This window comes from Clostridium sp. AF23-6LB (genome assembly GCF_003461085.1).
Lineage (GTDB): Bacteria > Bacillota > Clostridia > Lachnospirales > Lachnospiraceae > Coprococcus > Coprococcus ammoniilyticus.
In genome coordinates this window covers 880,161-900,460 of record NZ_QTWK01000001.1, presented here as the reverse complement: position 1 = coordinate 900,460, position 20,300 = coordinate 880,161, and the positions used below count along the sequence as shown (strand labels likewise).

At 41.8% G+C, this 20,300-nt stretch carries 22 protein-coding genes; 21 read left to right on the top strand and 1 reads right to left on the bottom strand.

The features are described 5' to 3' along the window. Positions 1–68 precede the first annotated feature (68 nt). The 18 genes from DWY07_RS04175 to DWY07_RS04085 all read left to right on the top strand — a co-directional run bounded on the left by DWY07_RS04175 (position 69) and on the right by DWY07_RS04085 (position 16,414). Complete coding sequence (locus DWY07_RS04175) at positions 69–1,214, top strand: class I SAM-dependent RNA methyltransferase (protein WP_117822266.1); 1,146 nt, start codon at positions 69–71, stop codon at positions 1,212–1,214. A 7-nt stretch (positions 1,215–1,221) separates the two neighbouring features. Then, on the top strand, positions 1,222–2,922 hold the full coding sequence (locus DWY07_RS04170) for a lectin like domain-containing protein (RefSeq protein WP_181983876.1): 1,701 nt from the start codon (positions 1,222–1,224) through the stop codon (positions 2,920–2,922). 20 nt (positions 2,923–2,942) lie between these two features. Further along, complete coding sequence (locus DWY07_RS04165; protein WP_117822265.1) at positions 2,943–3,542, top strand: XTP/dITP diphosphatase; 600 nt, start codon at positions 2,943–2,945, stop codon at positions 3,540–3,542. Continuing rightward, complete coding sequence (locus DWY07_RS04160) at positions 3,523–4,056, top strand: metallophosphoesterase (RefSeq protein ID WP_117822264.1); 534 nt, start codon at positions 3,523–3,525, stop codon at positions 4,054–4,056. Before DWY07_RS04165 ends, DWY07_RS04160 begins: the two co-directional genes overlap by 20 nt. A gap of 30 nt (positions 4,057–4,086) precedes the next feature. Further along, positions 4,087–5,478, top strand: a complete 1,392-nt coding sequence (gene rlmD, locus DWY07_RS04155; RefSeq protein WP_117822263.1) for a 23S rRNA (uracil(1939)-C(5))-methyltransferase RlmD — start codon at positions 4,087–4,089, stop codon at positions 5,476–5,478. Between the two features lie 717 nt (positions 5,479–6,195). Then, entirely contained in the window at positions 6,196–6,762 is a 567-nt protein-coding gene (locus DWY07_RS04150; protein ID WP_117822262.1) for a hypothetical protein, read from the top strand. Between the two features lie 373 nt (positions 6,763–7,135). Further along, positions 7,136–7,327 (top strand): hypothetical protein, encoded by a 192-nt coding sequence (locus DWY07_RS04145; protein ID WP_117822261.1) that lies wholly within the window; start codon positions 7,136–7,138, stop codon positions 7,325–7,327. A 175-nt stretch (positions 7,328–7,502) separates the two neighbouring features. Further along, positions 7,503–7,643: a hypothetical protein gene (locus DWY07_RS13175; protein WP_181983875.1), complete on the top strand. Its 141-nt coding sequence runs from the start codon at positions 7,503–7,505 to the stop codon at positions 7,641–7,643. A 761-nt stretch (positions 7,644–8,404) separates the two neighbouring features. After that, positions 8,405–8,932, top strand: coding sequence for a hypothetical protein (locus DWY07_RS04130; RefSeq protein WP_117822260.1), 528 nt, complete (start codon positions 8,405–8,407; stop codon positions 8,930–8,932). A gap of 1 nt (position 8,933) precedes the next feature. Beyond that, positions 8,934–9,356 (top strand): hypothetical protein, encoded by a 423-nt coding sequence (locus tag DWY07_RS04125; protein ID WP_117822259.1) that lies wholly within the window; start codon positions 8,934–8,936, stop codon positions 9,354–9,356. Between the two features lie 68 nt (positions 9,357–9,424). Beyond that, a complete protein-coding gene (locus DWY07_RS04120) occupies positions 9,425–9,625 on the top strand; it encodes a hypothetical protein (RefSeq protein ID WP_117822258.1) in 201 nt (66 codons plus the stop codon). Between the two features lie 60 nt (positions 9,626–9,685). Beyond that, a complete protein-coding gene (locus DWY07_RS04115) occupies positions 9,686–10,312 on the top strand; it encodes a plasmid recombination protein (RefSeq protein ID WP_242997299.1) in 627 nt (208 codons plus the stop codon). Further along, positions 10,275–10,598 (top strand): CBS domain-containing protein, encoded by a 324-nt coding sequence (locus DWY07_RS04110; protein WP_117822257.1) that lies wholly within the window; start codon positions 10,275–10,277, stop codon positions 10,596–10,598. Before DWY07_RS04115 ends, DWY07_RS04110 begins: the two co-directional genes overlap by 38 nt. Positions 10,599–10,710: 112 nt before the next feature. Beyond that, a complete protein-coding gene (locus tag DWY07_RS04105; RefSeq protein ID WP_117822256.1) occupies positions 10,711–12,042 on the top strand; it encodes a potassium transporter TrkG in 1,332 nt (443 codons plus the stop codon). 10 nt (positions 12,043–12,052) lie between these two features. Continuing rightward, positions 12,053–12,700, top strand: a complete 648-nt coding sequence (locus DWY07_RS04100; protein WP_117822255.1) for a TrkA family potassium uptake protein — start codon at positions 12,053–12,055, stop codon at positions 12,698–12,700. A gap of 35 nt (positions 12,701–12,735) precedes the next feature. Beyond that, positions 12,736–12,954, top strand: a complete 219-nt coding sequence (locus DWY07_RS04095; RefSeq protein ID WP_117822254.1) for a hypothetical protein — start codon at positions 12,736–12,738, stop codon at positions 12,952–12,954. Between the two features lie 72 nt (positions 12,955–13,026). Further along, the gene (locus DWY07_RS04090; RefSeq protein ID WP_117822253.1) at positions 13,027–15,720 is read left to right on the top strand and encodes a sensor histidine kinase KdpD; all 2,694 of its coding nucleotides are present in this window, start codon (positions 13,027–13,029) and stop codon (positions 15,718–15,720) included. Then, entirely contained in the window at positions 15,713–16,414 is a 702-nt protein-coding gene (locus tag DWY07_RS04085; protein WP_117822252.1) for a response regulator transcription factor, read from the top strand. Before DWY07_RS04090 ends, DWY07_RS04085 begins: the two co-directional genes overlap by 8 nt. Before the next feature lie 133 nt (positions 16,415–16,547). Here the strand turns inward: DWY07_RS04085 and DWY07_RS04080 are convergent, their stop codons facing one another. Next, on the bottom strand, positions 16,548–16,841 hold the full coding sequence (locus tag DWY07_RS04080) for a hypothetical protein (protein WP_117822251.1): 294 nt from the start codon (positions 16,839–16,841) through the stop codon (positions 16,548–16,550). 270 nt (positions 16,842–17,111) lie between these two features. Here DWY07_RS04080 and DWY07_RS04070 point away from each other — a divergent pair, with 270 nt between their 5' ends. The 3 genes from DWY07_RS04070 to DWY07_RS04060 are packed head-to-tail and all read left to right on the top strand — an operon-like array spanning position 17,112 to position 20,277. Continuing rightward, complete coding sequence (locus DWY07_RS04070) at positions 17,112–18,545, top strand: phospholipase D family protein (RefSeq protein ID WP_117808205.1); 1,434 nt, start codon at positions 17,112–17,114, stop codon at positions 18,543–18,545. Continuing rightward, positions 18,524–19,234: a response regulator transcription factor gene (locus DWY07_RS04065; protein WP_005421560.1), complete on the top strand. Its 711-nt coding sequence runs from the start codon at positions 18,524–18,526 to the stop codon at positions 19,232–19,234. The genes DWY07_RS04070 and DWY07_RS04065 overlap by 22 nt, the downstream gene beginning before the upstream one ends. Then, positions 19,234–20,277, top strand: a complete 1,044-nt coding sequence (locus DWY07_RS04060; protein ID WP_005421561.1) for a HAMP domain-containing sensor histidine kinase — start codon at positions 19,234–19,236, stop codon at positions 20,275–20,277. The genes DWY07_RS04065 and DWY07_RS04060 overlap by 1 nt, the downstream gene beginning before the upstream one ends. Positions 20,278–20,300: the final 23 nt, after the last annotated feature.

Genomic DNA, 20,300 nt, shown 5'->3' with positions numbered 1-20,300 from the left:
AAGAGAAAAGGAGTGCTGGATTTGGACAGAAATGTCTGAATCTGGCACTTGTGATTGAAAGGAAGCATATGAGCAGAATCGAATTGATCGCTCCATGTCATTTTGGATTGGAGTCAGTATTGAAAAAAGAAATCCTGGATCTTGGATATGAGATCGTTCAGGTAGAAGACGGAAGAATTACATTTGCAGGAGAAGAGGATGCGGTTGCAAGAGCAAATATGTTTATTCGTACAGCTGAACGTATCATGATCAAGTGCGGAAGCTTTAAGGCTGTAACATTTGATGAATTATTTGAAGGAACCAAGAGTATTCCATGGGAGCGGTATCTGACCCGTGATGCAAAATTCTGGGTATCCAAGGCTACATCAAATAAGAGCGCACTGTTCAGCCCATCTGATATCCAGTCCATCGTGAAGAAAGCTATGGTAGAACGTTTGAAACAGACCTACCATGTATCATGGTTCACGGAAGATGGAGCAGAATATCCGGTTCGTGTATTTATATTTAAGGATATTGTTACAATAGGGTTAGATACATCAGGAGTATCTCTTCATAAACGTGGCTACAGAAAGCTGGTTGGTAAGGCCCCGATATCAGAAACCCTGGCATCGGCACTGATCATGCTGACACCGTGGAACAAGGATCGTGTACTGGTCGACCCATTCTGTGGAAGCGGAACATTTCCAATCGAGGCTGCTATGATCGGAGCAAGGATCGCACCGGGCATCGACCGGGATTTCCTGGCTTCCGAGTGGGCGAAGGTCGGAGATAAGAAGATGTGGTACAATGCGATCGATGAAGCAAATGACATGATCGACCATGATGTGAAGATGAATATTCAGGGCTACGATCTGGATAATGAAATGGTGAAGTGTGCGATGGAGAATGCCAGAGCAGCGGGAGTGGATGCACATATCCATTTTCAGCAGAGAGATGTAAAGGATCTCAGGCATCCGAAAAAATATGGCTTTATCATCACGAATCCGCCATATGGTGAACGTCTCGAGGATCGGGAGGATCTTCCTGAATTATATAAGACGATCGGGGAAAGCTTCAGACGACTGGATGACTGGTCGATGTTCCTGATCACGTCATACAGTGAGGCGGAGAAATATATAGGAAGAAAGGCGGATAAGAACCGTAAGATCTACAATGGTATGATCAAATCCTATTTCTATCAGTTCATGGGACCAAAGCCGCCAAAGAGAAAGTGAGACCAAATTGAAAAAGTTTTTGATAGCGGTAGCAGTTGCAATCTTGAGTGTATTGCTCTATCTGGGCTTCTTCCGGCATCCGGATGTGAGCGTGGAAAAGACCGACGGTTCGGAGGCTGCGGCCGAGGCAATGATGAAAGAGATCGTAACAAGTGCAAATGAAAAGGGTGTTACGTTATATATCAATGACAATAAGATCACAGAGGCGGAATATCAGGCATATTTCAGTGATCGGTTACAGTTGATGATCCCAATCGCAGCATTTACCGATAAACTGGATTGTCTGGTAAATGTATATGAAAACGGAACGATCACACTGGCAAAAGGTGACAGCCTTGTTAAAGTTTATGGTGATTCGGATGTGGTAAATATCAATGGAAATGCAATACAGGCAATCGACAAGCCGGAGAAAAAGGATGATATCATCTATGTGCCGGTGAATGAGATCTGCGAGGCATTAAACTACAGCTGTAATATCAATCTGGAGACAAATGCTGCGGTGTTAAAAAAGATTGCCGAGGAAGAAAAGCTTCCGGCTGCATATGACATGAGAGAACATGATCGTGTATCTCTTGTAAGAGATCAGGGTATCTATGGAACCTGCTGGGCATTTGCATCACTTGCGGCACTGGAAAGTACGATCCGTCCGGCTGAAAATCTGGTATTTTCTGTTGATCATATGGCAATGAATAACAGCTTTAATGTCAGCCCATTTGACGGTGGCGAATATTATATGAGTATAGCCTATCTTGCGGCATGGCAGGGACCGGTGCTTGAGGAAGATGATCCGTATGGTGATAACCAGACGGTAAATGGATTGTCGGCGGTAAAGCATCTGGAAGAAGCCATCATCCTGAAGGACAAGAATTACGAGGCGATCAAATCATCCGTATACAAATATGGCGGTGTGGAAACGGTTATTTACTGTGATATGAAGAATGCAACGAGTAGTTCTTATTACTATAACAGAAACCGCAGTTCCTATTATTATGATGGAGATCAGACGCCGAATCATGACGTGGTGATCGTTGGCTGGGATGACAACTATCCGAAGGAATATTTTAATACAGAACCGGCGGGAGACGGCGCATTTATCTGCAAGAATAGCTGGGGGCAGGATTTTGGTGACGAGGGATTCTTTTATATCTCTTATTATGATACCAATATCGGTATGAACAGCGTAGTATATACGAAGCTTGGAAATAGTGACAACTACGACAAGATCTATCAGTCAGATCTGATGGGCGAGGTCGGAACGATGGGATTTGACGACAGGCCGGAGGCCTATTTTGCAAATGTCTATACGGCTGGAAAGAACGAGACATTAAAGGCAGTTTCTTTCTATGCGACAGGCCCGAAAACGACATATGATGTGTATGTTGTGACGGATTTTACCGATGTATCCGACTTGCAGCAGCGAACAAAGGTGGCATCCGGTGAAATGCAGTACGAGGGTTATTATACGATCAATCTAAATGAGGCAGTATCGCTTCCGGATGATCGGAAATTTGCGGTGGTTGTGCATGTGAACACACAGGATTCCACGATGCCGATCGCAATCGAATATAATAATGATGAGAAAACGGCGAACTTCGATATCACGGATGGCGAGGGCTATATCAGCCTGTATGGCACGAAGTGGTCGAGTGCGGAGCAGGAGAATGACTGTAATGTCTGTTTGAAAGCCTTCACGGATGTGGGGGATTGAATAGAAAAGGAGAAGACAAGATGAAGAAATTGATTTTTGCTACGGGTAATGAGAATAAGATGAAAGAAATCCGCATGATCCTTGCGGATTGTGGATATGAGATCCTGTCGATGAAGGAAGCCGGAATTCAGGCTGACATCGTAGAAGATGGAAAAACATTTGAAGAAAATGCCATCATCAAGGCAGAGGCGATCCGTAAGATGACAAATTGTTTGGTGCTTGCGGACGATTCCGGTCTGGAGGTAGACTATCTCGATAAAGCACCTGGAATCTACTCTGCAAGATTTATGGGGGAAGACACCTCATACCGGATCAAGGATAAAGCGATTATTGACAAGCTTGCCGGTGTTCCGGATGAGAAGCGTACTGCAAGATTCGTATGTGCAATCGCGGCTGCATTCCCGGATGGAAAGACCATTACCAGACGTGGCACGATTGAAGGAATCATTGGATACGAAGAACGCGGCGAGAATGGATTTGGATATGATCCGATCTTCTTCCTGCCGGAGTATGGCAAGTCCACAGCAGAGCTGTCACCGGAAGAAAAGAATACGATCAGCCACAGAGGAAATGCACTTCGTTTGATAAAGGAAGTTATAAATGAGAATACTGATAATTAGTGATACACATGGAAGAACCAATACAATCCGGGATGTCTTAGATACGGTGGGAGACATCGATATGTTTATCCATCTGGGGGATGTCTGCGGAGATGAAGAATATATTTATGATAACGTAACCTGCCCGATACACATGGTTGCCGGGAATAACGACTGGGATTCCGATCTTCCAATGCAGGAGGAATTCATGATCGGCCGGTATAAGGTATTTATTACGCACGGACACCGATACAGTGTCCATTATGGAACGGATTACTTACAGGAGTTGGTCAAATATGATGGTTACGATATTGTGATGTATGGGCACACGCATGTCCAGAATCTGGAACGATATGGCGGAGCTTATATCGTAAATCCGGGCAGTCTGGCATATCCGCGTGATGGCATGAATGGCAAATACATGCTGCTGGAATTTGACCAGCATGGAACACCATTTTTTGCAGAAAATGAACTGAAACCGAAACGTCGGATGCGCAGCATATTTGAAGATATGTGGGGCGACCGGGAAGAGTAGAGATTATTAGAGACAAGAAAGAGGTCGGCTGTGAAGAAACGAGAGATTATAGAAGGTGTTATAAAAGACTATGATTTCCCAAATAAGGGAAGCTTTGAACTGGATGGCAAAAAAGTGATCGTGAAGGGAGCACTGCCCGGACAAAAGGTGTCCTGTATGGTATCCAAGGTACGGAAGGATAAGGCAGAGGCACGTCTGTTGGATGTGCTGGAACGCTCTGAGATCGAAGATGCAGTACCACCATGTCCACAGTTTGGCATTTGCGGCGGCTGTGCATACCAGACCATGAGCTATGAGCATCAGTTGGAATTAAAGGCAGGACAGGTGAAGAAGCTGTTAGACGGTGTGATCGATTCAGAGGCACATCCATATGATTGGGAGGGCATCATCGGCTCGCCAGTTACAACTGCATACCGGAATAAGATGGAGTATTCATTTGGCGACGAATATAAGGATGGTCCATTGGTGCTGGGACTTCATAAGAAGAACAGCATGTACGACATTGTTCCTGTCTGCAACTGCGTGATCGTAAGCGAAGATTATAACAGGATCGTTTCTTATACGATGGAATTCGCAAGGGAGCATGGGCTGTCCTACCATAAGAAAATGCAGCATGTAGGACTGCTTCGTCATCTGGTGCTTCGTCAGTCTAAGACAAATGGCGGACTTCTGGTAAATCTTGTAACCAGCACGGACGGATTAGAGAATCTGGATCTGAATGCATATGTAGAAGGGCTTCTGGCACTTCCGCTTGACGGAACGATCGTTGGTATTCTCCATACGGCAAATGATTCTCTGGCGGATGCTGTTGTGCCGGAGAAGGTAACGCTGTTATACGGAAGAGATTATATCGAGGAAGAGGTGCTGGGACTGCATTTCCAGATCTCACCATTCTCATTTTTCCAGACAAATACAAAGAGTGCGGAACGACTGTACAGCAAAGCCCGTGAATATGCCGGAGATACCAAGGACAAGCTGATCTTCGACTTATACAGCGGAACCGGAACGATCGCCCAGATGTTATCACCGGTTGCCTCCAAGGTTATCGGCGTAGAGATTGTAGAAGAAGCGGTTGAAGCCGCAAGAGAAAATGCAAAGAGCAACGGACTTGATAACTGCGAATTCATCGCAGGCGATGTCTTGAAGGTCATCGACACCATCGAGGAAAAACCGGATCTCATCATCCTCGATCCACCGAGAGATGGCATCAATCCAAAGGCGCTCCTTAAGATCATCAACTACGGTGTAGACGAGATCGTCTATATCAGCTGCAAACCAACCTCCCTCGCAAGAGATCTTGTGACCTTGCAGGAGCATGGATATTATGTGAAAAAGGCATGTGCGGTGGATCAGTTTGTGAATACCGGGCATGTGGAAACTTGCGTTCTCTTAGAGAAGACAAGTGCAACGCACGAAGTCTGAACTTAGAAACGCAGTTGTTCTGGCGAGCAGAGCGAGAGCAGAACTTCCTTGAACCTTGTCAAGGAGCGTTAGCGACGCAGAGAAGCATTAGCACTGACCATGCGATAGCTGTCCACGATTGGCGAGCACAGAGTGCGAAGACAGAGTGGAAACAGCGAACCGCTGAGGCTTAGTACATATCAGGGATTTGAACAGAGCCTGAACATTTCGAGTGATTTGAAAAACGAGAATTTGCTGAAAAAAATGTACGCATATGCAAAGAAGATAAATAAGTAGTATGGATAGCTTTATGGAACGGATTGGATTATGGAAATTGCATATGCATTGTGGATTTGTATGTGGTGAACGATGAAAACAACTATGATCAGTTATATAATGCGATTGAAAAGGAGAAAAGATTGTGTGTTGTCTCTATATTTACATGATGCAGATCAAATTATCTAGAGAGCGAACATAAAGTCCAATAGTACGTCGTTTTGGTTTGGACAGGCAAATGTTCTGGTTGGGGTGTGATTGGATGAATAGAGAATATGGAAATTGATAACTTCTTAAACAAGCTTGTATGACAGATAGAGGGATATGGTGATGATAACAGGATGGATATGAGTGGGTCTGGGGGGATTTCAGACAATGTATAAAATCAGGAGTGGTGTAGTACGAAAAAATAATATAACTTGTTGATTATTAGGGTTTTAAAGTAGAAGGAGGATATTGTGTATGTTTCAAGATGAATTGAGGAAGCTTTCTGATGATAGAAAAATTGCAGATAGTAAAAAAGTTAATTATCCGTTTGGGCTTAACAGCGAAAATCTTGATGATATGTTAATAGATTTTATAATAATGTCGTGCAGAGATAGAGCCAGTGATGGAAAGGATGGTCTTGAAGGCTATTTAGTTTGTCATAGCGATGAACATGATTGGTTTAATATCGAAGAAAATGACAAGAGGGTTGAATTTGTTTATGATTCAACTTTTAATAGAGATTTAAAAGATGATATAACAAAAGAGCCATATGACAGAAAAAAACCAATTGTTATCAATTGGAATCAGACGGAGTTCAAGATTTATTGTGTTAGTGGAGAGAAATGTAAGATGGAGTTATTAGCTAAGGCAATTCAGGATAAGCTTGTAAAACAAGGGCTTGAAAGGGCAGAAGTGAATGTGCTAGACGTAAATGTAATTCACAGGAGTTTGCAAATATCAGGTTTATTTAAGAAAAAAATAGGGAAGATAGATAGGAAAATTGCAAATGGATACAGAATTTATGTAGATATTAGATGGTGAATTTGTAAGCGTAGTTGTTAACGAATAATACAGGAAAAGAAAGATAGTAATGATGAATAGGAAGTATCATGAAAGGGCAACAAAGAGATTAGACATGTTGATGAAAAATGCATAATGTTTAGTCGCCGGGGTCTTGGAGCAGTGTGAAATAACAGTAAAGAAAGTGGAAATTTTTCTGGATATAGAAGACTTGATAGTTTCGGATATATATATCAACAGATAAATAATTAAGCATTAGATGAACTTATAAGCAGCTCTAGACTAGGAATGATGAGTGGTCAAGATACATAAATAGTGGTTCCAGTATCCGAATTATATTGGAGTGTGCGATTTATAATAATAAAAGTAGGAGGTTGTGTGATAGACCCATCGTATGGGTGAAAAAGTAGATAAGAAAGAAATTATAAATAGATTGCAATTATATTGTATGAATAATAAACTGGTGATTCAGCAAGAAATCATTAAAGGAACCAATCCTAAAACAGGAGCAATAGTTTTAGAAAAAGATGGAGAGATAAATCAATGTTCTTTAGAAATGCTGGAAAAAATGAAATTAAGTTGTTAGGGAATAATGCTATATTTGATGCTGCCCAAGTAAAATGCAAAATTGTGAAGTTATGGAAATGGATTTATGGGTAAGACAGTTTTTGTACCTTATACAGATATTCAGGAATCGACAAGATATGCAGATTGGCTCGAAGTAGGAGCAGATAAGTTTAATGAAATATGGGGGATGTAGAATGAATAATGCAATCGCTATGGGTAACAGAAAGGTTTTTACCAGATGCGCTATAAACATAGCAGAAGAAACAGATTTTGCATTAACCTGCATGCGTTGTCCGGATAATCCATCTGTTCGTAAGGCTTTGGAATATATTTAGGCTTTGGCAGATGAACTACCATAATTTCCTGCTTACGGAGAAATCTGTATAGTCCGGGGATGGAACGGAAGTAATCATGCTGCTTGAGTTTAACCTAAAAGACAACAAGACCAGCATTTGGGTTGCGTCTGCGCACATCAAAGATCGGCTTGATCTCTTCAGGAGTATGTTGGTTTTGGTGATGATTTGGTCTGTGAGAGCGGTCGCGAAGGAACTTAATGAAACCGTCATAACGTCGTTTCCAACGATAAATTATTGACGGTTGGTTTTATATTTGATAGCAGCCTTAGTGACACAAAATCTTTCGCGTATTTGAATAAGGATAGCCGATACCGCATATCTTGTGTTATAGTAGACATAGCAGAGAACTCCTTTTTTGTTGTGGCGACTAAAATATAACATAAAAGAAGCATCTCTGTTTTTTAATATTTAGCTGTAACCCATGTATTGTAATCCTACACTTTCGGAAATGCAGGTTTCAAGTGTGTGGGAGCGTTGGATACCACAAAGACATTGTCACAGGAAGTTTACCCGGCTACCAGAAGCAGTTACACAGTATCGGCAGGCATGGTGACCAAAAATTTGAAAAAAGGTGATAATGGAAGGGTGGTATTGAACTGATCATTGAATACGAGGATGGCGAGGATGGTTCGGAAGAAACAAGGTTTGGAGAGTTGTTTTGAGAATTATTTGAATGAAAAATGGATTTTGTTGTGGTAAAATATAAATGAATTCTAATGATGAAAGGGAGAGGATAGAATATGGGATTAGATGTAAAGAAAAACTCTTTTTTATATTCAGTTGGAACACATTTAGCGTATAAAATAGCAAAAAGATATTATGGAAATATCCATTATGTGTGGTGTACAACAGAATTTAATTCATCAAAACAACCGCCGACTTCAAATCCAGCAACAATCTGTAAAAGGTATTTAGAACAAATTACGACCGGAGATCGTCACACGAAAGAAATCGAGAATAATATAGCTGGAATCTTGAAAGGAGCCAAGGCTAAACTTGATAGTGGGGTTATTAGTAAAAAAGAGTATTATGAAATAAGAAGTATTGTATCAGCCGCTGAGTATGAAGCTTTTTTCCCTGTACTTTACATTGTGGAGAGTAAAAAGGTAAAAGACAGATATGTAGAAGTTATGGTTAGTGATAGAGCGAGTGATGATGCAGTTGAATATAAAATTGAAGATTTGCAGGAAAATGAATTTGAAATAATTTCATTTAAAGATATTTTGAGCAGTGTTGTAAATATTGTTGACAAGAAAGTAGGTGAATAATATGTCGAAAGCACAAATAAATAAATCTATAAGTAGTCGAAGAAAGAAAATAGCAGGAATAACAGTAGAAAAAGTGGGAAGAACGGGAGCAATTCCGGTAAAGGCTGTTGCAGTGAAAACAACTCCCATTAGAAAAGGGCAAGTTTCTGGTGGGCTGATTGCTTCGATGGATTTGGACGAAATGCTAGAAGCATCAAAAATTGTAGAGATGGGACTCAGGGGAGAAAAAATTCCAACTATTAAATCTTCTAAAGTTAAGAAATATGTAGGAACAGTATTGCGATTAAACAAAAGAGCTTCTACAAAAACGGTAGCAAAAAAAATGCAACAGGATCTTACAGTTCAAATAGTAGAGAGAAATAAGAAAATGACTAATGCGGTAGAAGCAAAGCGTTTATACCATGCATTGATGGATGAAGAATAAAGATATAATAGAAACAAGGCATCTTCTCTTGGATATGCTTTTTTCTGTCTATTTTGGAGAAGGATCGAATGCATTTTACAAGGTCAGCAGGAGCAGTATGCGTTGCCGAAACAGAAAAAGTGAAAAAGCTGACAGCGAGAGTTGTGGTACAGGATTGTACCGGAACAGTATATCTTACGGACATTATGCTGCAGGGTGGTTTAGTGGTAACTGCATGGGTTTCCCATGTGTCGGAACAGAGGTACACCTTTGATGCACAGGAGGTGTAAAGATGGAGTTTATTCGATTTTCCGAAACAGTTAATGCACATGACACATGAGGAAAAGAAAGTGGAGAAGGTTGCTGTCAATGTGGTTTTGGAGGATTGTACCGGAACTTTTTACATAACTGATATCATGTTTCAAGAAGGAAAGTGGTTGACCGGGTATATGGTAAATAATCAGGAACTTTTACAGAAGAACTATGTGGATGATAATGTCATATCGGCTGTTATGCACGCTGATGAAATCAATATTGCGGCAACCGAGGAACTCGGAAAAGAGGTTTATCACTATCATCTTCACGCTATGGTTCTGCCTGTGGTGGAGAAAGAAATCCTATGGAGCAAGCGTTGCAAAGATGAAAAACTGCGAGGAACAGTTAAGGAAGTTGTTCATCAAATTAGCCATTCAGAGAAATGGAAATCGGATATTCCGCTGACCGATGAAAAAGGCAATCCGCTTGTCAGAAAGAACGGAAAAACTATGTTTCGAGCTTCGTACAGCATACTGCAAGACGAATTGTTTAATTATATGACGGAGCGAGGATTCAAAGGCTTTCAGCGTGGCGAATACGGAAGTACAGCGGAACATCTTACTTCCCTACAATATCAAATCAAGCAGGACAAAGGATACGATTCGTCAGGGATTGGAACGGTTTATGGTACATGGCTATACCGCTGTCCCGGTACTGAATGATCAGGAACAGTATATTGGAAGCGTGACGGAGGGAGATTTCCTCCGTCACCTTCTTGTTTGCCAGACAACAGACTTGAAAGTACAGGAGGGATACCGACTTGGCAGCATTGTTCGCAGAGATTTTTGCCCTGCGTTACAAATAAATGCAGATTCCGAGCAGGTTGTAACTTCAATGCTGAATCAGAATTTTGTCCCCATCGTTGATGGCCGGAATGCTCTATGCGGGATTCTGACAAGGAAACGGCTGATTGAATTTCTGGCACACGCTCGTGATAAAAAAGAATAAGTCCTGCATCTTTAGACGGTCTTAATACAGATACGCATTCTCTTTTACCTTCTTTACTCCCTTTGATTTATAATTAAGGGCACATAAAGGGGTATAAAGGAGGATTGCAGTTATGGGAGTAGTGTTGTTAAAAAGGAAGTTGACTTCGTTTCAAATTATCATCCTCGGGTTTTCCGGTGTGATCCTTTTCGGCACCTTCCTTTTAATGTTGCCGTTTTCCAGCCGAAGCGGACTGGCAACGCCTTTCTCGGATGCATTGTTTACTTCTACCTCAGCAGTTTGTGTAACCGGACTCATTATACATGATACGGCAACATACTGGTCGGCCTTCGGCCAGTTTGTCATTTTACTGCTGATTCAGATTGGAGGCATGGGGGTTATTACCATAGCCGCATCTTTGACAATGATTTCCGGTCGGAAGATTTCTTTGATGCAGCGCTGTACCATGCAGGAGGCGATTTCAGCGCCAAAGGTAGGGGGAATCGTTCGCTTGACTGGCTTTATCGTCAGGGTGACACTGGTGATGGAACTGCTGTGTGCAGCCGTGATGGCGCCGGTGTTTTGCCGTGATTTCGGGAAAAAGGGACTTTGGATGGCACTGTTTCATTCCGTGTCCGCTTTTTGTAACGCAGGCTTTGATCTATTGGGTGTGCGAACTCCCTTTTCCTCCCTGACCAGCTATGCAACAAATCCAGTCATAAACTTTACTATTATGTTTTTAATTGTGTTTGGAGGCATTGGCTTTCTGACTTGGGATGATATTCGGACAAATCGATTGCATTTGCACAAATATCGGATGCAGAGCAAGGTGATTCTTTGTACCACAGCGGTTTTATTGATCGTTCCGGCAATGTACTTTTATTTTTTTGAGTTTGCTGATCTTACCCGAAAGGAACGGCTTTTATCTTCTCTTTTTCAAGCTGTAACACCACGAACAGCTGGCTTTAATACGGTGGAATTAACTGATTTGAGTGAGGCGGGACAATTTATCACCATTGCGCTGATGCTGATCGGCGGTAGTCCCGGGTCTACCGCAGGCGGTTTGAAAACAACAACCATTGCTGTTTTGCTTACTACTGCGATTTCTACCTTTCGGCGCAGAGAAAATGCCAACCTCTTTGGACGTCGCATTGATGATGATGTCGTAAAAAATGCAGCGACAATTTCGCTTATGTATATCACGCTATGTTGTACCGGTGGCCTTATCATCAGCGTTTCCGAAGGACTTCCCATGCTTACCTGCCTTTTTGAAACTGCCTCAGCTGTTGGCACAGTCGGCCTGTCCCTGGGAATTACGCCGGAACTGAATCTGCTCTCACGGAGTGTTTTGATTCTGCTGATGTTTTTTGGACGAGTCGGTGGCCTTACATTAATTTTTGCGGCCTTGTCCAGTGCACAAAAGAAAGTTTCAAAACTACCAAAGGAAAAAATAACAGTAGGATAAAGGAGACATTATGAAATCAATTCTTCTAATTGGTCTGGGGCGATTTGGAAAGCATATTGCCCTGCACTTAAATCATTTGGGTCATCAAGTGATGGCGGTAGATACTTCGGAGGAACGTGTAGAGGCTGTTCTGCCCCTTGTTACCAATGCACAGATTGGAGACAGTACGAATGCCGATTTCTTGGAATCTCTCGGTGTTCGCAACTATGATGTATGCATTGTGGCCATCGGCAACAACTTTCAAAGTTCATTGGAAACAACTTCTCTGCTCAGTGAATTGGGAGCGAGGTTTGTAGTTTCCAGAGCTGCAACTGATGTTCAGGAAAAATTTTTGCTGCGTAACGGTGCAAATGAAGTAGTCTACCCGGAAAAACAGCTCGCAAAGTGGACAGCAATCCGTTACAGTGCGGATCACATTCTCGATTACATAGAACTGGATGAAAATCATGCCATGTTTGAGATTCCCATTCCCAAAGATTGGGCGGATCGTTCGATTGGAGAGCTTGATATTCGTAAAAAATTCAATATTAACATTATGGGAATCAAGAAAAGCGGCAAGCTGGAGTTATCTATTTCTTCAGACACAGTGCTGAAAGCAGGAGATACCATGTTAGCGTTGGGAAGTAACAGAAATTTGCAAAAGTGCTTTCATACTTGATTTTAAGAAAAATCAAAGGAATTGGGGGTGAATCTATGCAGGATGTTATTTTACTTGTAAGTACATCAGCCATATTTATTTTTGGGGATTTTCTGATGAAAAAACTGGATGTTTTTCTGGAAAACAATTTTGAGCCGATTACCCAGAATCAAATCATACAAATAGCACTATGGAGGGATTCCAAAAAATCACCTGTCGTCGATTTTTTCATTGGATGCCTGAACAAATTTGCCGTGGATCAGTCGCAGATGTAGGTTTTGACGTTGTGTGTTATAATATTGAAAAATGGAATCGCTTTTACTTGAGTGACAGATAGGAGGGTTAGAATGGAACTGCCAAGACAAGATCCGGATCAGCTTCTTCGTGCGATCCGTAACGATGCATCCACTAAGAAAAGCGGAAAACTCAAAATCTTTTTCGGTTATGCCGCAGGTGTCGGAAAGACCTATGCCATGCTTCAGGCGGCTCATCAGGCTAAGGAGCGTGGCATCGATGTGGTTGCTGGATACATAGAACCCCATGCCCGACCCCAGACGATGGCACTTCTGGACGGCTTGGAGCAGCTTCCTGTGAAACAAGTTGCTTACGAAGGAATGACCCTTCATGAATTTGATATTGATGCTGCGCTCAAGCGAAATCCCCAGCTTATACTGGTGGATGAGTTGGCCCATACCAATGCCGAAAGCAGTCGGCACACGAAGCGGTATCAGGATGTTCAGGAACTGCTAAATACTGGAATTGATGTCTATACGACTGTAAATGTCCAACATATTGAGAGTCTCAACGATACAGTAGCCTCTATCACCGGAATTCTTGTGCGGGAGCGCATTCCGGATTCCACCTTTGATCAAGCAGATCAGGTAGAACTGGTGGATATTGAGCCTGCGGAGTTGCTGGAACGACTGGCAAGTGGAAATGTGTACCGGGAAGATCAGGCGCAGCGGGCAACAGTTAATTTTTTCACGCTGGAAAATCTCACCGCATTGCGGGAAATCGCCCTCCGTCGGTGCGCTGACCGGGTGAACTTGCTGACGGAAAGCGCCAGAGTACAGAGCCGAGGCGATTACCATACAGACGAGCGCATTCTGGCATGTCTTTCCTCGTCGCCATCCAACGCAAAAATCATTCGGACTGCTGCAAGGATGGCAAGAGCCTTTCGGGGAACATTTACCGCTCTTTATGTGGAAACGTCAAATACAGCGGCGATGAGTGACGATGATAAAAAGCGTTTGCAGGATAATAAGCGTCTGGCCCAGCAACTTGGCGCTGCGATTGAGACAAGTTATGGCGATGACGTGCCTTATCAGATTGCGGAATTTGCCCGTCTTTCCGGCATCTCAAAAATCGTAATTGGACGAAGTACCATTGCACGAAAGAATATTTTCAGCAAGCCCACCTTGACGGAACGTCTGATTTCCAGTGTACCTAATCTGGATATTCATGTGATACCGGATGCCAGCACAGGAACCAGCTATCAGGAAAAAAAGAGTAAGGCGCAGGTAGATGCGATGCCCCTGCGTGATGTTCTGAAGAGTATAGTCGTATTGCTGGTAGCTACACTAATTGGCTGTGGCTTTGACGCTCTTGGGTTCACGGAGAGTAATATTATCGCAGTTTACATATTAGGCGTACTTGTGACCGCTGTAATCACAACCAACCGACTGTGCGGGATTCTGACCTCGGTTGTCAGTGTGCTGGTTTTCAATTTCTTTTTTACCACTCCGAGGCTGACATTCCATTTTGACGATCCGAACTATATTGTTACCTTTACCATTATGTTTATAGTAACATTGCTTTCCGGATCTCTCGCTACCCGGCTGAAAGAAAATGCGAAACAATCTGCTCATACAGCTTACCGTACAAAGATTCTTTTTGAAACCAACCAGCTTCTGCAAAAAGAGCAGGATGAGAATGCGGTAATCACCGCTACGGCAGGGCAGCTCATGAAGCTGCTGAAAAAAGATATTGTCGTCTACCTGTCTGATGGTAAAGAACTTGCCACCCCTAACGTTTTTCGTGCTGTTAATAGCATTCAGGAAGATTTAATTTCTGAGAACGAGAAAGCAGTTGCCGATTGGGCCTTCCGAAACAATAAACATGCCGGTGCCACAACAGATACATTATCCAGTGCAAAGTGTTTATACCTTGCGATTCGGGTTAACCAGAATGTATATGGAGTAGCTGGTATTGCTGTGAACGGTACTCCATTGGACTCTTTTGAAAATAGCGTGCTTCTTTCCATTCTTGGCGAGTGCGCATTGGCGCTGGAAAACATCAAAAATGCCAAGGAGAAGGAGGAAGCGGCTGTCCTGGCACAAAATGAACAACTTCGTGCCAACCTGCTGCGGGCAATCTCCCATGATCTTCGGACGCCTTTGACAGCGATTTCCGGCAGCGCAGACAATTTGCTTGCGAATTATAAAAAAATGGACGATGCACTACGGGAGCAGACCTTTACTGATATTTATGACGATTCCATGTGGCTAATCAATCTGGTTGAAAATTTGTTAGCAGTCACACGAATTGAGGGCGGACAGGTCAATCTAACTCGGAGTATCGAACTCATGGATGAGGTCGTTTCTGAAGCGCTGAAGCACATCAACAGAAAAAGTAAAAAACACACCATTCGTGTGACCAGCGGTAAAGACTTTATCCTTGCCCACATTGACGCGAAGCTGATCGTTCAGGTGATTATCAATTTGGTTGACAACGCCATCAAATATACCCCTGTCGGTTCAGTAATTGAAATACACACCGATCAAAAAGAGCAATGGGTCACGGTTTCCGTTTCCGACAACGGTCCTGGGATTCCCGATGAGCAGAAACCCCGTATTTTCGATATGTTTTATAGTGGGGCCAATAAAGTGGTCGACAGCCGCAGAAGCCTTGGATTGGGGCTGTCCCTCTGTAAGTCCATTGTGACCGCCCACGGCGGCACGATTTCCGTATCAGACAATCAGCCAAATGGCACTGCTTTTAAATTTACATTACCTGCAGAGGAGGTAGAACTTCATGAATAAACCTTTGATATTAGTGGTTGAGGATGACCCGTCTGTACGAAATCTCATTACGACCACTTTAAAAACAAATGATTATCGTTATGTGGTAGCACCTAATGGCTCGGCAGCCATTATGGAGACCACATCGCACAATCCTGAAATCATCTTACTGGATTTGGGCTTGCCGGATATGGATGGCGTTCAAGTCATTCAAACGGTTCGCTCTTGGTCCAATGTTCCGATTATTGTAATCAGCGCCCGAAGCGAGGATAACGATAAAATCAAGGCGCTGGATGCCGGAGCGGACGATTATTTGACAAAGCCCTTTTCGGTAGAAGAACTGCTGGCACGACTTCGGGTGACGCAGCGAAGACTCTCTCTGATGACGGCAGAGATGTTTACTGCCAGTTCTGTATTTGTGAATGGTAAGTTGAAAGTGGATTATGCCGGGGGATGCGCTTATCTGGATGAAAACGAACTTCACCTGACACCCATTGAGTATAAGCTGTTGTGTCTGCTGTCCAAGAATGTCGGCAAGGTACTGACCCATACCTTTATCACACAAAATATCTGGGGCCGCAGTTGGGATAACGATGTGGCTTCGCTGCGGGTATTTATGGCAACATTGCGAAAAAAACTGGAGCCAACAGAGGAGTCTCCACAATATATTCAAACACATATTGGTGTGGGCTACCGCATGATGAAAATAGAATAACGCTATGAGGACGGCCAGTGTTCTCTATGAAAAATAGACGATTGAGTTTCGGATTGCCCTAATCATTTTTTGTTATTTGGAAAGAGCCAGACGCAAAGACGCAGAGCCGATAATCGATGAGATATTCTCACGGTTATCGGCTCTTTCTTTTTTGATTTTTAGGAATAAGCACTCCAAACACAAAACCGTTGCTATTTAACAGCGATGATTTGCGCTTGAGATGTCGCGGTGGTTGAAACCAAACATTTCTGCCGCCCTCCTCCTCCGGACAAGTATAACATTGCATCGGCATTATCGTTCCATGTAATTCAGTATAATAATGGCTGTTCTTGGCGCGCCAGTTTTCCCTCACGGAAATCTGGCGTTTTTTGTTGCCATTTTTTCGGAGGTGACCCGGTTGCCTGCCGGTGTCGGTCTCCGCCTCCATTCGATTCACCCGTCAATCACCCGTGAATCGAAATGGAGGTACATAATGAAGAAAATTAACCTTCGGGAACTTTATCCTGAAGTTTATACAAGTAGGAGAAGAAGTTTGTATCAGTATGATAAATAAAGCTGAAAAATATTGTTGGTTTATGACTCCATATCTAATCATAACAGATGAAATGACGCATGAAAAATAAATTTTGTTGAGGTTAAATTGAGATTGACTTTGTATTGTATAAGTATGGAATAAAAAGGAATCAGGTGATGTACAATGATAAAGCATAAAATATGTAAAATCCTTCTTGTTATACTGGCAATTTTTTTATGTGTGGCTTTTTATGAATTGCTCGGAATCTGCGTTGCATATAAAAAGCAGCCGGAAGTGTCCAATACAACCAAAAAAGAAACAAAAAATGGGTCATGGAACGAATGCAGTGAAAATACAGAACGGGCAGTAATCATAGAAAAGAATCCAGAAGCGCTTTTACAAAGAGTGCGTTTGATCAAGAATGCAAAAAAGGAAATTATTCTTTCTACTTTTGCATTTCAATCCGATGAAAGTGGAAAATTGATTTTAGGAGCACTGCATGATGCGGCAGACAGAGGTGTACATATTCGTCTGTTAGTAGATGGAATGGAGAGCTGGATTGATATGGAAGGAAATCCGTATTTCTATGGATTATCTTCCCATGAGAATGTTGAAATTAAACTGTATAATAAGGCCAATCCATTGAAACCGTGGAAAATGATGGGTAGAATGCATGATAAATATTTGATTGCAGATGGAAAGAGATATATTCTTGGGGGAAGAAATATACACAATTATTTCCTGGGTGATTTCCCGGGACATAAGAACTATGACAGAGACGTGTTAGTGGTTTGCGATGAACCTGAGAAAGAAAATTCAGTTAACCAGTTGTCAGAGTATTTTGAAACCATATGGAATCAGGAAGACAGTGGTTATTTTCATAACAATAAAAAACTGGCAAATAGAAAATCTGTAAAGAACGCAGTTTTAGAGCTGCAGAACAGCTATCAGAAATATTTTGAGGAGAATAAGGAAAGAATCTGCGAGACCGATTATACGGACGAAACTTTTGAGACAGAAAAGATTACATTAGTGTCAAATCCTATTCACACAGGTTCCAAAGAACCAGTAGTGTGGTATCAGTTGGGAGAATTGATGAAAAATGCAAAAAATCGTGTGAAGATCCACACGCCATATATTATCTGTAATGATATGATGTATAATACATGGGAGGAGATTGCAGAGAACGTTTCAGATTTTTCTATCATGACAAATTCAGTTGCGAATAATAGGAATCCATTTGGGTCTGCCGATTATGCGAAAAACAGAAATAGAATCTTAAGTACAGGAATTAATATCTGGGAATATGAAGGCGGTTATTCATATCACGGAAAAAGTATTCTGATTGACGATGATCTGTCTGTAATCGGTTCCTTTAATATGGACATGAGAAGTGTATATCTGGATACGGAACTGATGCTTGTAATACGCAGTAAAGATATTAATAAACAGTTGGAAGAGGGCATGATGGAATATGAAAAGGTGTCCCGCCAGATATTAGAAGGTGGAACTTATAATGATCCATATCATGTAGAGCCAATCGAATTAACAAAGAAACGTCAGAGAAAAATATTTTTGGTACAGCATCTGCTTGGATGGGCAAGGTATCTGTTTTAATAAGGAGGAAGGAAAACGTGTTTCAAATATTGATTGTAGAAGATGATAAAGAATTAAGCCAGCTATTCCAAAAAGTGCTTGAGAAGAATGGATATCAAGTCAAAAGTGCATCGGATGGAGCACAGGCATTAGAAGTATTGGATAAGGAATATATTGATCTGATCATTTCTGATATTATGATGCCGGTTATGGATGGCTATGAACTGGTGTCAGAACTTCGTTCAGCAGGATATCAGATACCAGTGCTTATGATCACTGCGAAAGGTTCCTTTGATGATATGCGTCAGGGATTTTTTTCGGGAAGTGATGATTATATGGTAAAACCGGTAAATGTGAATGAAATGGTTTTAAGAGTCGGAGCACTGCTTCGCCGTGCACAGATATTGAATGAACACAAAATTGTGATCGGTTCAACAGAGTTTGATTATGATGCAATGACGGTTACAACTGATAAGGAAAGTCTTGTTTTACCTAAAAAACAATTCCTGCTTTTATATAAGCTTGCAGCTTCGCCAGGCAGAACATTTACAAAACAACAGTTGATGGATGAAGTATGGGGGTACGAGACGGAGGCAGACCCACATACAATAGAGGTACATATAGGAAGACTCAGAGAGCGTTTTAAAGATAACCCGGATTTTGAAATCGTAACAATGCGTGGAATTGGATACAAGGTGGTGAAAAAATAATGGAACAAAAGAAAAAAAAAGGATTGCGGATCCGATCCTGTCTGACTGGTGCAATCTGGCTGGCACTTGTATTTTCAACAGTCATATCTGCTTTATTATTTGCTTTTTTGAATCATTTTTTTAATCTGCCGGGCAGCATACCTGTGCTTGGCTGGCTTTTGATTTTCAATACATTGATTGCAGGGCTGATCACTTCCTTTATCAATGCAAAGTTACTGGAACCAATTACCAGACTTAGTAAAGCAATGAAGGAAGTTTCTCAGGGAGATTTTGAACAGCATTTGGAAACGAACAGCCGTATAGCAGAAGTTGGAGAATCTTATCAAAGTTTTAACGTTATGACAAAAGAACTTCGTGCAACAGAGGTGCTGCAGATGGATTTTGTATCTAATGTTTCTCATGAGTTTAAGACCCCGATTAATGCCATTGAAGGATATACAATGCTGCTTCAGGGAGAAGAACTGTCTCCGGATCAAGAGGAATATGTAGAAAAAATCTTATTTAACACCCAAAGGCTTTCCGGATTGGTTGGTAATATTTTGCTGTTATCCAAGTTAGAGAATCAGAATATACCAATGAAAAAAACAGAATATCGTCTGGATGAACAGATCCGCCAGGCATTTCTTTCATTGGAAACAAAATGGACAGAAAAAGAAATTGGTTTTCAGGTAGAATTGGAGGAAGTTAAATATACTGGGAATGAAGGACTTTTTATGCATATCTGGATAAATCTTTTGGATAATGCGATTAAGTTCAGCCCTTCAAAGGGGACAATTACGATGTTTCTGAAACAAGAACAGGATTCTGTTAAGTTCATTTTGGAAGATGAAGGACCAGGAATAGAGGATGATGTAAAATCCAGAATATTTGACAAGTTCTATCAGGTAGATGGATCTCATAAAGCAGAAGGAAATGGCCTAGGTCTCGCACTTGTAAAACGGATTGTAGATAGTGCCGGAGGAACAATCAAAGCAGAAAATCGTGAATATGGTGGATGCAGATTTGTTATAGAGCTGCCAAAGCAGAAAGATGAGATTATATAGTTTTAAGATAAATTAGAAGATAG